This window comes from Mesorhizobium sp. WSM4808 (assembly GCF_055811675.1).
The window spans coordinates 189,647-202,440 of the sequence record NZ_JBVVQX010000011.1 but is presented as its reverse complement, the minus strand read 5'-3'; the positions used below and the strand labels follow the sequence as shown (position 1 = coordinate 202,440).

Genomic DNA, 12,794 nt, shown 5'->3' with positions numbered 1-12,794 from the left:
TCAGTTCATGCCTTCAATAACCGAAAGGTGAGGGCCAGCCTGCCGGTCGAGCAGTTCCGCGACGATTTCGGAAATATGAGGGAGCCCTTCCAGGGTCAGATGTGGATTACTCTGGGATGGACGAGGCCGATTCGGCAGCGCCACCAGTGCATCGGCAAACCGCTGGGAGTCCTTGGCTTCCTCCGGCAAAAGCATTTCGATGAGGCCCAGTTCGGCCGCGCGCCGCGCGCGGATCAGTTGTTCCTGGCGGGGTTCGATGCGCGGCACGATGAGCGCCGGCTTGTCGAAAGAAAGTATCTCGCAATAGGTGTTGTAACCGCCCATCGCCACTACCGCCTTGGCGCCGGCAATCAGGTCTTCCATGCGGTTGTCGAACTCGATAATCTTGATGTAGGGGATCGTGGCACCCTTCTTCAGCAACTTATTGCGCTTGCGAGCCGGCATGTAAGGCCCAAGCACGATCAGCGCCTTGTGCTGCAATTTCGGATCCTGCTGATAAGCGTCGATGACGTCGTGAATCAATTCGGCCCCGTCGCCGCCGCCACCGGTGGTAACCAGGATATAGTCGCCCTCTGGCCGGTGGCCGGGCAACTGGTTCCGCTGCAAGCTCCGTTGCAGGAAACCGACGAATCTCATTTTTGCCCTGACAGCCGGCGGCACATCCAAGCCGGTCAATGGGTCGTAGAAATCCGGCGGGCCATAGGCCCAGACCTTGTCGTAGAACAGGCCTATCTTGCGCATCACATCCCTGCGAGCCCACTCTGCTTCGAGCAGATGCGGTGCATCCATCACCTCGCGCAGGCCAAGCACCAGCGTGGTGCCCCGGGTCTTGAGGTAGGACAGCGTGTCCTCAATCTCACCGCGTAGGCCGAGCGGTTCCTTGTCGACGATGAAGATATCCGGCCGGAAGGTCTCGGCTGTGTGGCGGATGATCGACTGACGCATCCTTAGCGTCTCATGCAGATCGATGTCCTTTTCCAACGAGGTGTATTCGCCGTTGCGCAACTTGATGACGCTGGGGATCTTCACGAAGTCGACACGGGCGCGGTAGTCGAAGGCGCCGGCGATAGTCGCACCCGAAATGATAAGCACCTGAAGCCCACGGAAATCCTCGACTAGCGAATGCGCAATAGTCCGGCAGCGCTGCAAGTGGCCGAGCCCGAACGTGTCGTGGCTGTACATGAGAATTCGAGCGTTTTCTGCGTGCTGGGTCATTCTTGAACGTCTCTTAAAATTCTCGCCTTGAGACCGTGAGCGCCCCCCGGCTTCGAAACCATCCCGGGTGTGAAACACATGGCCGCAATTTCAATTTATATCGCTTCTATGGAATGCCGTTCAGATATGCTTTCTGATCGCCAGTCCGGAACTAGGTGGGTTGGCGAATATCGCCGCGAGGAGTGAGCAGAGACTTCCTGTTGTATTGTGGGATGGATCGAGGAGGAAAACGATGTCAAAAAAATAGGCAGAAGTCATCCCTCTTGATTCCAATCCGGATTGCTAAAAACGATTTCCCCTATCTTGCCCATACAGCCAATTGCTTGATCGGTATACGAAAGGACAAGGTCGCTGGGCGTCGCACGGCGCATTGTTGTAGAGCTCATTCGTGCGCCATTGCACTCGCCTTGGACCAAAGGTGCCGCCCATTATTCTCTTGAAGGGCGGTCTGATTGTGATTCACCGACCAGAAATTGAGCCATCTGTCGCCAAGCTAGCCGGAATTTTAGCAATAATCGAGTGGATGCGAGCGGTCGCGCCACACCGCCCGCAGCAGGGTGTGTGCGACACCGGTTGCTTGTCGATCATTATGACCCATGCCAATGCCTTATTGGAGCGGTGACGGTACCTTTTTTAAACGGCTTGGGCAGGGCCGTCGAACGTCTTGAGGTACAAAAATCGCCCAATTGGTCCCGATAGTTGGTGAACCCTGGAAAAATTCTTTGCGGCGATTTCCCTTTAGAACCAAAGCGTAATTTTTTGACGGCTCTGGTCGGTCTCTTATGGGGCTATGGAAACATCCTAGTGTAATTTCAATTAGTTATAGGCTGTTTGAACAATCGAGTGGGAGTAGGGGTCAGCGTAGTCGGGAGTGCTCCGGCGTAGTTTCTCGCAAAAAACGACGCGCTTTAAGTCTTTGTTTTCGTGCATGTCGTTGTCCCAAACCGGAACTTTTGGGCGACATGCATTAGCCTACCGTCAGCGCATGCCCGCATTTGCGAGATTGGCCGCCGGTGTGTCTTGAGATCGCCTCATCGGCTGACCGCAATCAGAATTCTAGGCGATGCCGCCCAAAAGTTCCTCCGCCCTGGAAACAGCGGCCGCCTGATGTGGCTGCAAGGGTTGGCCGGCATAGCTTTCGAAGACCGGCAGGAACGGGTCGTCGATATGCGTCCTGATGCCGGACAACTGCTCCATCACCGCCAGGCCACAGTAGGGAACGTAGGAGGCGGAATAGCCGCCTTCGTGCGACATCATCAGGCGCCCGCCGCAGAGGTCGTCCGCCGCCTGCATCAGCATCCGCGTCATGTCGCGGTAGCTGCCGCTATGCAGCATCATGCGCCCCAGCGGATCGGCCGCCGAGGCGTCGAAGCCCGACGGCACGACGATGAGATCAGGCTTGTAGCGATTGAGCGCCGGTAGCACGACGCGTTCGAAGACGGACATGTAAGCGCCGTGGCCGCAGCCGGCCGGCAGCGGTACATTGATGTTGTAGCCTTCGCCCTTGCCCTCGCCGCGTTCCTTGTGAAGACCGCTGTCATGCGGATAAAGCCCGTCCTGATGGATCGAGATGGTCAGTACCGACGGGTCCGAATAGAAGGCGGACTGGGTGCCGTTGCCGTGATGAACATCCCAGTCGACGCTGGCGACCCGCTCGAAGCCATGTTTGGCCCGGTTCTTCAGGATAGCGACCGGAACGTTGCCGAACAGGCAAAAGCCCATGCCTTGCCCGCGCTCGGCATGATGGCCGGGCGGTCGCACCAGCGCATAGCCATTGTCGACATCGCCGCTCAACACCGCATCCATCACCGCTGCCGTGCCGCCGGCAGCCAGACAGGCGATCTCGTAGCTGCCATGGCCGAAGGGGGTGAGATAGCTCGCATCGCCGCCGCGCCCATCACTGAGCAGCTTGATACGGCTGATGTAGTCGCGGTCGTGAAACAGGGCGAGGTCATCCTCGCTCACCGCGACGGAGGCGATCTTAGACAGTTTCTCGGTCAGGCCCGAAACCTCCATCAGATTGCGGAATCGGCGTTTCGTGTCGGCATTCTCCGCATGCTCGCCCGGCTCGATGGTCAGGCTCGGCTGAAAGAACTGCGCGGCATTGCCGGTCTCGTGCCAGAGATAGAGTTCGTGGAAATTCCAGCCCGTCGTCATCTCGTGCCTCATCCCGCCTGGATCATTGACGCGGCGCGTTCGGCGATCATGATCGTCGGCGCGTTGGTGTTGCCCGACACCATTTTCGGAAAGACCGAGGCGTCAGCGATGCAAAGCCCGTCCAGCCCATGAACCTTCATCGACGTGGGATCGACGACGGCCATTGCATCTGAACCCATGCGGCAGGTGCTGGTCGGGTGATAGAGCGTCGTGCAGTGGCCGCGTATATAGTGGGCGATCTCGGCGTCGCTCTCGCATTCGGCGCTCGGCGTGATTTCGCCGACGAGCATTTCGGCAAGCGGCGACTGCGCCGCGATGCGCCGGCTGATGCGGATGCCTTCGACCAGCGTGGCGATGTCCGAGCCATCCTCGTCGCTGATGAAGTAACGTGGGTCGATCGCCGGATATTCGATTGGATTGGCCGAGCGCAGGCGAATCTCGCCGCGGCTGTCTGGCCGCTGCAGCGTGGTGTGCAGCGTGATGCCGGGTCTGGACGAAAGGAACCGAACATAGTCGCGATGCGGGCTGATGGCGCCGTAAAGCTGCAGGTCCGGCTCGATATCGGGCCGGCTCTTGACGAAGCCACCCGCCGCCACCCAGGGTGAGGAACGCGGGCCGCTGCGCGATGTCTGCCATTCCGCGAAGTCGCGCTGCAGCGTCTCGTCGGTCCAGGCGCCGACGCCGATCTTGTCCTTGGTATAGAAGGTGATCGGAATGTTGATGTGGTCCTGCAGATCCTTGCCCACGCCCGGCAGGTCGTGCACGGGAGCAACGCCGACCTGGGCGAGTTCGTCGGCCGGCCCGATGCCCGAAAGCAGCATCAACTGGCAACTGCCGATCGAGCCCGAAGACAGCACCACCTCGCTGTCGGCGAAAGCGGTCTCAGGTTCGCCATTGACGAGATAGCGGATGCCCTTGACCCGGCCCTTCTCGACGATCAGGCCCGTCGCCAGCACACCGGTTTTCACGGTGAGGTTGGGACGTTCCCGCGCCGGGCGCAGATAGGCCTTGCCGGTGCCCCAGCGTTCGCCATTCTTGATGGTGAACTGGAACAGGCCGACGCCTTCCTGCTCGACGCCGTTGAAATCGCGGTTCTGCTTGTAGCCTGCGGCCTTGCAGGCCTCGATCCAGGCAAGCTCGTTGGGATCGACATGTCCGACATTGCCGATATGCAGCGGCCCGTCGGCGCCGTGCAGCGGGTCGTTGCCGAGTTCGGCATTGCTTTCACTGGCCTTGAACACCGGCAGCACGTCAGCCCACGCCCAGCCGGGGCAGCCCATCGCCGCCCAGCCATCATAGTCGGACGGCAGGCCGCGAATATAGATCATGGCGTTCAGCGCGCCGGAGCCGCCGATCATCTTGCCGCGCGGCCAGAACACCCGCCTGCCGCGGCAGCCGGCCTGCGGCTCGGTGTAGTAGCCCCAATCGACTTCCGTGTTGAACATGGTCGGCCAGTCCGACGGCACGTCCGAGGCGAGCGGCGCCTCGCGCCCGGCCTCCAGCAGCAGCACCTTGCGGGCAGGATCGGCGCTGAGCCGGTTTGCCAGCACGCAGCCGGCCGAGCCGGCGCCCACTATGATCGTATCGAACATCGTCAGTCTCTCACTTTCCGGCCGGGGTCGGGCTTTGCACAATGCTGCTTGCTGCTGGCTTGCTGTCGGGGCTGGCGCGACGGCGCCCGAGCCAGTCGATGAGATCGCCAAAACGGCCGACCAGCCCCTTGGGCATCAGCACCACCGACAGGGCGATGATCAGGCCGAGCCCGAGCGTGCGGAACTCGCCGCTCTCTCGCATCAACTCGTCAGCCAGCACCAGCACCACCGTCCCGACCAGCGGTCCCCAGAACGTGCCGACGCCGCCGACCACGACGATGGCGATGATGAACATAAGTTGCGACATCGACAGCACACCGGGGCCGATCGCCTGGAAATGCGCGGCATAGAAACCGCCGGCCAGCCCGGTGAAGAAGGCGGAGATGCCGAACACCAGAAGCTGCGCCTGGAAGCGGTTGACGCCGCGGGCCACCGCATAGCCCGGATTGTCCTTCAGCGCCCGGAAAGCAAGGCCGATCGGGCTTTTGACGATCGCGTAGGTGAAGACCATGGTGAGCGCGAACAGCACCGCGATGATGGCGTAATTGCCGACCAGCCACTGCGCTCGGAGCAAGGCCCTGGTGCCGAGGTCGCCGAAGCGGGCAAAGCCGACGGCGCCGCCGGTGAACTGGCGGCAGACGGAGCCGACCATGACGAAACATTCGGTGTCGGTGACGATCAGCAGATACATCGTCTGGGCGATCGCCAGCGTCAGCAGCGCCACATAGACGCCGGTCAGGCGAAGGCAGGCGAGGCCGACGACCAGCGAGAACAGCACGGCGCCCAGCGCGCCAGGCACAAGTGCTGCCCAGACGTTCCAGCCGAAATAGAAGCAGAGCATCGCCGTCGCATAGCCGCCGAAGGCAAAGATCGCCATTTGCGCCAGCGAGAAGATGCCCGAGAAGCCGAACAGGAGGTTCCACTGCGAGGCGATCGTCGCATAGAACAGCGCCAGCACGATCTGGCCAAGGATGTAGCGGCTGTCGACCAGGAACGGCAGCGCGATCGCCGCCGCGATCAGCATCAGGCTGATGGCAAGATCAGTCCTGGCCGAGCGGGACATGGAGAAACGGGGCAGGGGACGTGTCTCTGTCATGATGACCCTCACATGCGCCGGATTTCGGCGTGGCCGAAAAGGCCGGACGGCCGCCAGATCAGCACGGCAATGACGACGAACAGCAGCGATGGAAAGCCCCACCTGGCGCCCAAGACGTACTGGACGAAGGATTCGAGCAACGCCAGCCCAAGTGCTGCTGCGATGGCGCCCGGCAGATTGCCGAGACCGGCGACCACGCACATGATGAAGGCCTTCAGCATCGGGTCGTTGCCGAGTGGCGGCGACAATTGCGTCATCGACGAGACCATGACGCCGCAGATGCCGGCGAGCGCGCCCGACAGCATCAGCACCTGCAGGTAGACGCGGTTGACGGCGACGCCCATGAGTTGCGCCGCGTCGCGGTTCTGCGCCGTCGCCCGGATCGCACGACCCATCCGCGTGCGGCCGAGCGCCGCCGAGACGACCACCATCATGACGACCACCACCGCGATGATCAGAAGGTTTTGCCAAGGCAGCGTCAGCGGCCCCAGGCGCAGGGCGCCGGCGATCGAAACCGGCTGCTTCAGCGGCTGCCCGCCATAGGTCAGGAGGATGGCATTCTCGAGGGCGATGCCGATGCCGACCGTGGCGATCATGACGTTGGCTTCGAATGTCGATTTGTCGTTCTGCAGGAGATTGCGAACGATCGCGAAATAGAGGATGGCGCCGGCCAAAGCACCCGCGCCGATAGCACCGGCGAAACCGATCGCGACCGGCAGGCCGAGCGAGGTGATCACCGTGAAGGCGACGTAGCCGCCAAGCGTCAGCATCGCCGCATGGGCCATGTTGAGCATGCCCATCGAACCCCAGACCAGCGACAGCCCGACCGTCGCCAGCGCATAGAGCGCGCCCGAGGTGAAGCCGGCGACGAGAATGGCCATGAGAACGTCGGTCATGGCGTCAGCCTCCGAGATAGGTTGCGAGGAGTTCGTCGCGCGCCATCAGTTCGGCGGGCTTGCCTGACCAGACGATGGCGCCGTCGTCGAGCAGATGCAGGCGGTCGGCGAGGTCCTCGACCCGGGCCGGGTTCTCCTCCACCAGCAGGATCGTGCGCCCAGCCTTGCTCAGTTGCGAAATGACGTCGTAGACCTGATCGATGATCAGTGGCGCGAGGCCAAGCGACGGCTCGTCGATCAAAAGGATGCGCCCGCCCATCATCAGGCCGCGGCCTATGCCGACCATGCGCCGTTCGCCGCCCGACAGGCTCGAGGCGATCTGGTTGCGACGGTCGGCAAGCTTCGGCAGAAGCGCGTAGACCTCGTCCAGCCGACGCGCGATCTCGGCCTTGTCCGGCGCGAGATAGCCGCCCATCAAAAGGTTTTCGAGCACGCTCATCTGCGCGAACAGCATATCGCCCTGCGGCACGTGGGCGACGCCCAACATCGCCGTCTCATGCGGCTTGCCGGACAGGCGCCGGCCGTCGATGCTGATCTGACCGCCGCGCAGCGGCACCAGGCCGGAAATGGTCTTGAGCAATGTCGACTTGCCATGGCCGTTCGGGCCGACGACGGTGACGAATTCACCGGCATGAACGGTCAGCGAAATGCCCTTGAGCACGTCGAGTCCGTCATAGCCGCAGACGATGCCGTCGAGTTGCAGGACAGGTGGTTTTGCGGCTGCGCCCGTCATGGCGTTCCCCCCACCGCCGGATTCGTCGCGGCAGCTTGCTCATCGAAGAATTTCTTCAGCCGTTTCTGCGTGCCCTGGCCGAGATAGGTTTCGACAACGGTCTGGTCCTCGGCGACCTTGTCCGGCCGGCCTTCGAATATCACCTTGCCATGGTGCATGATGATCACGCGGCTGGAGAGCGCCAGGAGAAAGCGCATGACGTGCTCGATCAGGACGATGGTCAGTCCCTGGTCGCGCAGTTTCAGCACCATCGCCATGATCTGGTCGATCTCGGCGACGTTGAGCCCGCCCACCGGCTCGTCGAGGAAGAGCATTTTCGGCCGGGTGGCGATGGCGCCGGCAATCATCAGCAGCTTGCGGTCGAGCACCGGCAGCCGCGCCACGGTCTCGTCGGCCTTGGCCGCAAGCCCGACGAAGTCCAGCGCTTCGATCGTTGCCTGCCGGACATCCTCGCCAAGGCGGAAGCCGGCCAGCCTTCGCCGCTGCCGGCCGAAATACGCGGCGATCTCGATGTTTTCGCGAACGGTCAAGCTGTCGAAGGCGGCATTGAGCTGGAAGGTGCGGGCGATGCCGAGTTGGCAGATGCGGTCGGCCGGAAGCGCCGAAATGTCGGTGTCGCCGAAATGCACCCGGCCGCCACTGGCCGGCGTGATCCCGGTCACCACGTCGAAGAAAGTTGTCTTGCCGGCGCCGTTTGGCCCACCAATGCCAACGATCTCGCCCGCATTGACCACCATCGACACGCCGTCGACGGCGGCCAGCGAGCCGAACCGTTTGACCACACTGTCACAAACCAGCATCGGACCGGCGGCCTCAGTCATATTTCTCACCCAATGGAGCCGGTCGGGCAAACGGCCCGGCCGGTGTCGTTGGTTTCATTTCCGCGTCCGGTCACTTGATCCATGGCGGCAGGATGAAGCTGTCCGTGGCATAGAGCACCGGCGCGATCAGCTTCGGATCGGTTTTGTAATCCTGATGCTGCAGGAACTGGTGCGGCATGCCAAGCGACGGATCGGCTACCTGCGTCGGATAGCAGAAGGCCGATTGGCCGGCCGGATCGGCCCGGTAGGTGCCGTTGACCCCGCGATAGACCAGGCGCTTCATCGCATTGGCCACCTTGGTGGTCTGCGCCTTGTCCATCGGTTCGCCTGGACCACCGGCGATTGCCGCGGCAAGCGCCCACATCCACAGGCCGTCATAGGTCTGCGATCCCGTGATGTAGGCCGAGTTCGGACCGAATTTGGCCCGGTAGCTCTCGCGGAACGGCTTGGAGAAATCGTCCGGCAGGCAGCCGATCACCGTCGAATAGACGACGCCGTTGACCGCCTCGCCGCCGATCTCGCGGAAAGCCGGCAGCGATGGTCCGTACTGCATGTAGATCAGGCTGTTGATCGGCTCGGCGAGGAACTGGACCATGAACTGCGCCAGGTCCTGCGGCAGGAAGTGCGTGACCAGGATCGCCGCCGGCGGGTCCTGGCGAAGTTTCGCCAGCGTCGGTCCCCATTGGTTGGTCGGGAACGGAACGGTCTCGAACAGACTAACCTCGAAGCCGTATTCGGCGGCCTTGTCGCGGATCGCGTTGGCGATGACGATCGAATATTCGTTGGCAGACGGGATGATGGCGATCTTCTTGTTGGGCGCCTTCCATTTGCCGTCCGCGGCAAGCGTCTTGAGGAAGTTCAGGCAGCCCGGTCCATACCAGAACTCCGGCGGATCGCCCTGGAAGGAGCTGTAATAGCGGGCGGGGTCGGTCTTGAACTTCTCATTGTGCGAAATCAGCGTGTTGTAGTGCATCATGATGACGTCGTTGTCGGCGGCGACGTCCATCTCGATCATGTTGGTGCCGAGATTGTAGCCATTGATGATGACCGGCGCCTCGAAGCGGTCGATCAGGCGCTGCATCGACTGGCTGACGAGGTCGGCGCCCATTTCCTTGGTGTCTTCGATGTGGATCTCGACAGGCCGGCCGAGAATGCCGCCCGCCGCATTGATCTCCTCGGCGGCAAGTTCGAGACCGTTCTTGAACTCGATGCCGTCGGCGGCGGCAATGCCGGACATCGGCAGGGCCGAGCCGACCGGAATGGGCTTGGTGTCCTGGGCGATCGCCGCAGTGTTCATATCGGCAAGAAGCGCGGCACCGGCCGCACCCGCGCCGACCACGCCCTGCAGCATTGCACGTCTGTTCATCATGGCAAAGTTCCCCTTTTTTGGCGTTGGTTAGAGTCTTTTCTTCATGCGAAATCTTTCACACCAGATCTTTCTGGCGAAACGCGTGGGTCATGGGCACGAAAGCGGCTTCCAGGTCGGCTGCCGCCGAAAGCACGCGGGCATCGTCGCCGCGCGCGCCGATAATCTGGAAGCCGACGGGCAGGCTCGCCTCGGTCATGCCGCAAGGGATGACGCAGGCGGGTTGCTGGCTGAGATTGATGGGGTAGCTGAACGCTGCCCATTCGATCCATCGCGAGAGGCCGCTGCCCAGAGGCACTTCAAGGCCAACGTCGAAGGCTGGAATCGATGACCCCGGCGAAACGATGAAATCATAGTCGTCCAGCAGCCGGTCCATGGCGGCGCCGAATTCGGCGCGCTCCAACTGTGCGGCGACGAGCGTATGGACGTCGAACGCCGCCCCAGCCTGTGCGATCTCCAGGAAGCCCGGATCGATGCCCGCCCGTTCGCTCGGCGGAACCAGCGCCAGCCGCGCCGCGGCGCCGGTGAACCAGTGATGCTGGAACAGGTCGAGGAGATCGCCACCGGGAAGATCAATCGGCTCGACCGTCGCGCCGAAGGTGTCGAAACACGTCAAGGCGTGGGAGACGACGGCGGCGATCCCGGAATCCAGCGCTCCTGAAGGCGGCTTCGACCAGTAGCCGATCCGAGCGCCCCGCAAAACTTCTTCGATCCGGCCAAGCGGCGCCAGCGTTCCCACGCCTTGCTGCCAGTCGCTGATATCACGGCCGGACATGGCGCCGGCCATGACGGAAAGATCGAGTGCTGTCCGTGCCATCGGTCCGATATGGGCGACGGTTCCGAACGCGCTGGACGGATAGGCGGGCACGCGGCCGAAGGTCGGCTTCAATCCGGCGATGCCGGTGAACGAGGCCGGAATGCGGATCGAGCCGCCGCCATCGGTACCGAGATGGAAGACGCCGGCGCCGGTGGCGGCGGCCACCGCCGCTCCGCCGGAGGAACCGCCGGGGGTCTTTTGCGCATTCCAGGGATTGCGCGTGATGCCGCAGAGGCCGCTGTCGGTAATCGCCTTCCAGCCGAATTCGGGCGTCGTCGTCTGTCCGATGAAGACGGCGCCGGCTCTGCGCAGCAGGGCAACGGCGGGGGCATCCTTGTCATAGGCGGCGGAAGTCGTCGTCCTGCTGCCGTAACGCACGCTCCAGCCCTCGACCCAGACGATGTCCTTCAGCGTCGTCGGTATGCCGTCGGCTGCCGACAGCGGCTCGCCTGCCCGCCATCGTTTCTCGGAAGCACCTGCGGCCTCGATCGCACCCTTGCGGTCGATCATGGTGAAGGCGTTGAAAAGCGGATTGATCGCTTCGGCGCGATCCAGCGCCGCCAGCGTCACCTCGACGGGCGACAGCGATCCAGCGCGGTAGGCGGCGCTAAGCTCCGCAGCAGCCAGGCGGCACAGATCATCGGCGTCGGCAATGGGAGACAGCCCATTCGGCATGCAGTTCGAACCCCTCACTTCATGGCCGCTCTTCCGGCAGCCTTGTCAGCCCGGGCAATCTGGCGGGTTTTTTCATCACCATAAAATGTATTGTTGTGGGGAATATTCGCTATTTAATGTAACAAAGAGCCATGAATCTGACCATTCGGCAGTTGCGCTATGTCTGCGAAGTCGCCCGCCTTGGCAGCGTGCTGGCGGCCTCCAGATCGCTCTACATCTCGCAATCCTCCATCCTCGCGGCGATCACTCTGGCCGAGACCGGGATGGGGGCGCGCATTTTCGACAGGCGGCCGGCGCGCGGCGTCTCCATCACGCCGGCCGGCCAACGCTTCGTCGCCGCCGCCCGCATCATGCTGGCGGCGGAGACGGAGTTCAACCGGTCGATCGGAGACCTCAACGGGCGCGTGCCGAAGGTCCTGCGCATCGGCTGCTTCGAGCCGTTCGGCGCGCTGTTCATGCCGGAGATGCTGCGCAGCTACCTCGACAGCGTCGGCGATGTCGAGATCGACCTTGTCGAGGCCGACCAGGTCCAGTTGCAGGAACGGCTTGTCGCTGGCCAGATCGATCTGGCCATTCTCTACGACATCGGTCCAATCGGTATCGACAGCGTCACCCGCATCTGCAAGGTACCGGCGCATGCCGTGCTCAATGCAGACGATCCCCTTGCCGCGCGCGACGGCATCTGGCTGGCGGAACTGGCGGCACGGCCGCTGGTGCTGCTCGACCTGCCGCACACGGCGACCTATCTCCTGACCCTGTTCGACGTGCTGGCGAAACGACCGGAGGTGCGCTTTCGCACGCGCTCTTATGAAACGGTGCGCTCGGCCGTCGCATCCGGCTTCGGCATGGCCGTCCTCAACATGCGGCCGATCGGTCGCGCCACCGCCGATGGCGAGGAGATCGTTCGAAGACCAATCCTCGATGAACTGCCGCCACCCACGCTGATCGTCGCCGACATGTACGGGTCGGCAAAGCCACTCTTCGTGCGTGTCTTCATCGACATGTTCCATCGCTTTTTCAGCGCGGTGGGCCCTTCGGGCTTTTCGGTGACGACGCCGGAGCGCGAACCTTTTCTACTGGTCGCCAGGGACGATGGCTGAGCCGCCCCCCTGGCGTTGCGGACATTTACAGGACCGGCGTTGCAACCGCGCCGGAGGCGCGGGTTCCTGATCGAGATGTTCAAGATCGACGGGCGGCTCGGCGACAACTCTTCGGTGCGCGCCCACGTTTCACCAACACCAATGCTCGGTCGCCTGCTCGCAGGTTGGAGCGGAGACGGTACTTTTCGAGACGGCTTGGGCACGCCGTCGAACGCCGCAAAGTGCAAGAAATCGCTCGATTGGTCCCGATAGTTGGTGAACCTTAAAATAGGTGGCTGCCTGCTGAGACGTACAAAGGATCGCCGGTATCGAAGCCTACCGGCGCG

Annotated in this window: 10 protein-coding genes; 1 reads left to right on the top strand and 9 read right to left on the bottom strand. The window is 62.6% G+C overall.

Annotated elements, in window-relative coordinates; translation table 11 throughout:
* From AC0L2U_RS21000 to AC0L2U_RS20960, 9 genes are all read right to left on the bottom strand, one after another.
* The gene (locus tag AC0L2U_RS21000) at positions 1–1,215 is read right to left on the bottom strand and encodes a glycosyltransferase family protein (protein ID WP_127396319.1); all 1,215 of its coding nucleotides are present in this window, start codon (positions 1,213–1,215) and stop codon (positions 1–3) included.
* 1,056 nt (positions 1,216–2,271) lie between these two features.
* A complete protein-coding gene (locus AC0L2U_RS20995; RefSeq protein WP_127811224.1) occupies positions 2,272–3,372 on the bottom strand; it encodes a class II histone deacetylase in 1,101 nt (366 codons plus the stop codon).
* Between the two features lie 8 nt (positions 3,373–3,380).
* Complete coding sequence (locus AC0L2U_RS20990; protein WP_127811223.1) at positions 3,381–4,964, bottom strand: GMC family oxidoreductase; 1,584 nt, start codon at positions 4,962–4,964, stop codon at positions 3,381–3,383.
* Positions 4,965–4,974: 10 nt separating this feature from the next.
* Complete coding sequence (locus tag AC0L2U_RS20985) at positions 4,975–6,060, bottom strand: branched-chain amino acid ABC transporter permease (RefSeq protein ID WP_127396192.1); 1,086 nt, start codon at positions 6,058–6,060, stop codon at positions 4,975–4,977.
* Positions 6,061–6,068: 8 nt separating this feature from the next.
* The gene (locus AC0L2U_RS20980) at positions 6,069–6,956 is read right to left on the bottom strand and encodes a branched-chain amino acid ABC transporter permease (RefSeq protein ID WP_473602606.1); all 888 of its coding nucleotides are present in this window, start codon (positions 6,954–6,956) and stop codon (positions 6,069–6,071) included.
* 4 nt (positions 6,957–6,960) lie between these two features.
* Entirely contained in the window at positions 6,961–7,689 is a 729-nt protein-coding gene (locus AC0L2U_RS20975) for an ABC transporter ATP-binding protein (protein ID WP_127326892.1), read from the bottom strand.
* Positions 7,686–8,510 (bottom strand): ABC transporter ATP-binding protein, encoded by an 825-nt coding sequence (locus AC0L2U_RS20970; RefSeq protein ID WP_127317773.1) that lies wholly within the window; start codon positions 8,508–8,510, stop codon positions 7,686–7,688. The genes AC0L2U_RS20975 and AC0L2U_RS20970 overlap by 4 nt, the downstream gene beginning before the upstream one ends.
* Positions 8,511–8,580: 70 nt before the next feature.
* Positions 8,581–9,879: an ABC transporter substrate-binding protein gene (locus tag AC0L2U_RS20965; RefSeq protein ID WP_128287408.1), complete on the bottom strand. Its 1,299-nt coding sequence runs from the start codon at positions 9,877–9,879 to the stop codon at positions 8,581–8,583.
* A 55-nt stretch (positions 9,880–9,934) separates the two neighbouring features.
* Positions 9,935–11,368, bottom strand: coding sequence for an amidase (locus tag AC0L2U_RS20960; RefSeq protein ID WP_127811220.1), 1,434 nt, complete (start codon positions 11,366–11,368; stop codon positions 9,935–9,937).
* 131 nt (positions 11,369–11,499) lie between these two features.
* On the opposite strand from AC0L2U_RS20960, the gene AC0L2U_RS20955 reads away from it, so the two are divergent.
* On the top strand, positions 11,500–12,468 hold the full coding sequence (locus tag AC0L2U_RS20955) for a LysR family transcriptional regulator (RefSeq protein WP_128287407.1): 969 nt from the start codon (positions 11,500–11,502) through the stop codon (positions 12,466–12,468).
* Positions 12,469–12,794: the final 326 nt, after the last annotated feature.

Coding starts and splice junctions, on each gene's coding strand:
- AC0L2U_RS20955 (WP_128287407.1), top strand. CDS start 11,500: ATGAATCTGACCATTCGGCAGTTGCGCTATGTCTGCGAAGTCGCCCGC.
- AC0L2U_RS20990 (WP_127811223.1), bottom strand. CDS start 4,964: ATGTTCGATACGATCATAGTGGGCGCCGGCTCGGCCGGCTGCGTGCTG.
- AC0L2U_RS20970 (WP_127317773.1), bottom strand. CDS start 8,510: ATGACTGAGGCCGCCGGTCCGATGCTGGTTTGTGACAGTGTGGTCAAA.
- AC0L2U_RS21000 (WP_127396319.1), bottom strand. CDS start 1,215: ATGACCCAGCACGCAGAAAACGCTCGAATTCTCATGTACAGCCACGAC.
- AC0L2U_RS20995 (WP_127811224.1), bottom strand. CDS start 3,372: ATGACGACGGGCTGGAATTTCCACGAACTCTATCTCTGGCACGAGACC.
- AC0L2U_RS20975 (WP_127326892.1), bottom strand. CDS start 7,689: ATGACGGGCGCAGCCGCAAAACCACCTGTCCTGCAACTCGACGGCATC.
- AC0L2U_RS20960 (WP_127811220.1), bottom strand. CDS start 11,368: ATGCCGAATGGGCTGTCTCCCATTGCCGACGCCGATGATCTGTGCCGC.
- AC0L2U_RS20965 (WP_128287408.1), bottom strand. CDS start 9,879: ATGATGAACAGACGTGCAATGCTGCAGGGCGTGGTCGGCGCGGGTGCG.
- AC0L2U_RS20985 (WP_127396192.1), bottom strand. CDS start 6,060: ATGACAGAGACACGTCCCCTGCCCCGTTTCTCCATGTCCCGCTCGGCC.
- AC0L2U_RS20980 (WP_473602606.1), bottom strand. CDS start 6,956: ATGACCGACGTTCTCATGGCCATTCTCGTCGCCGGCTTCACCTCGGGC.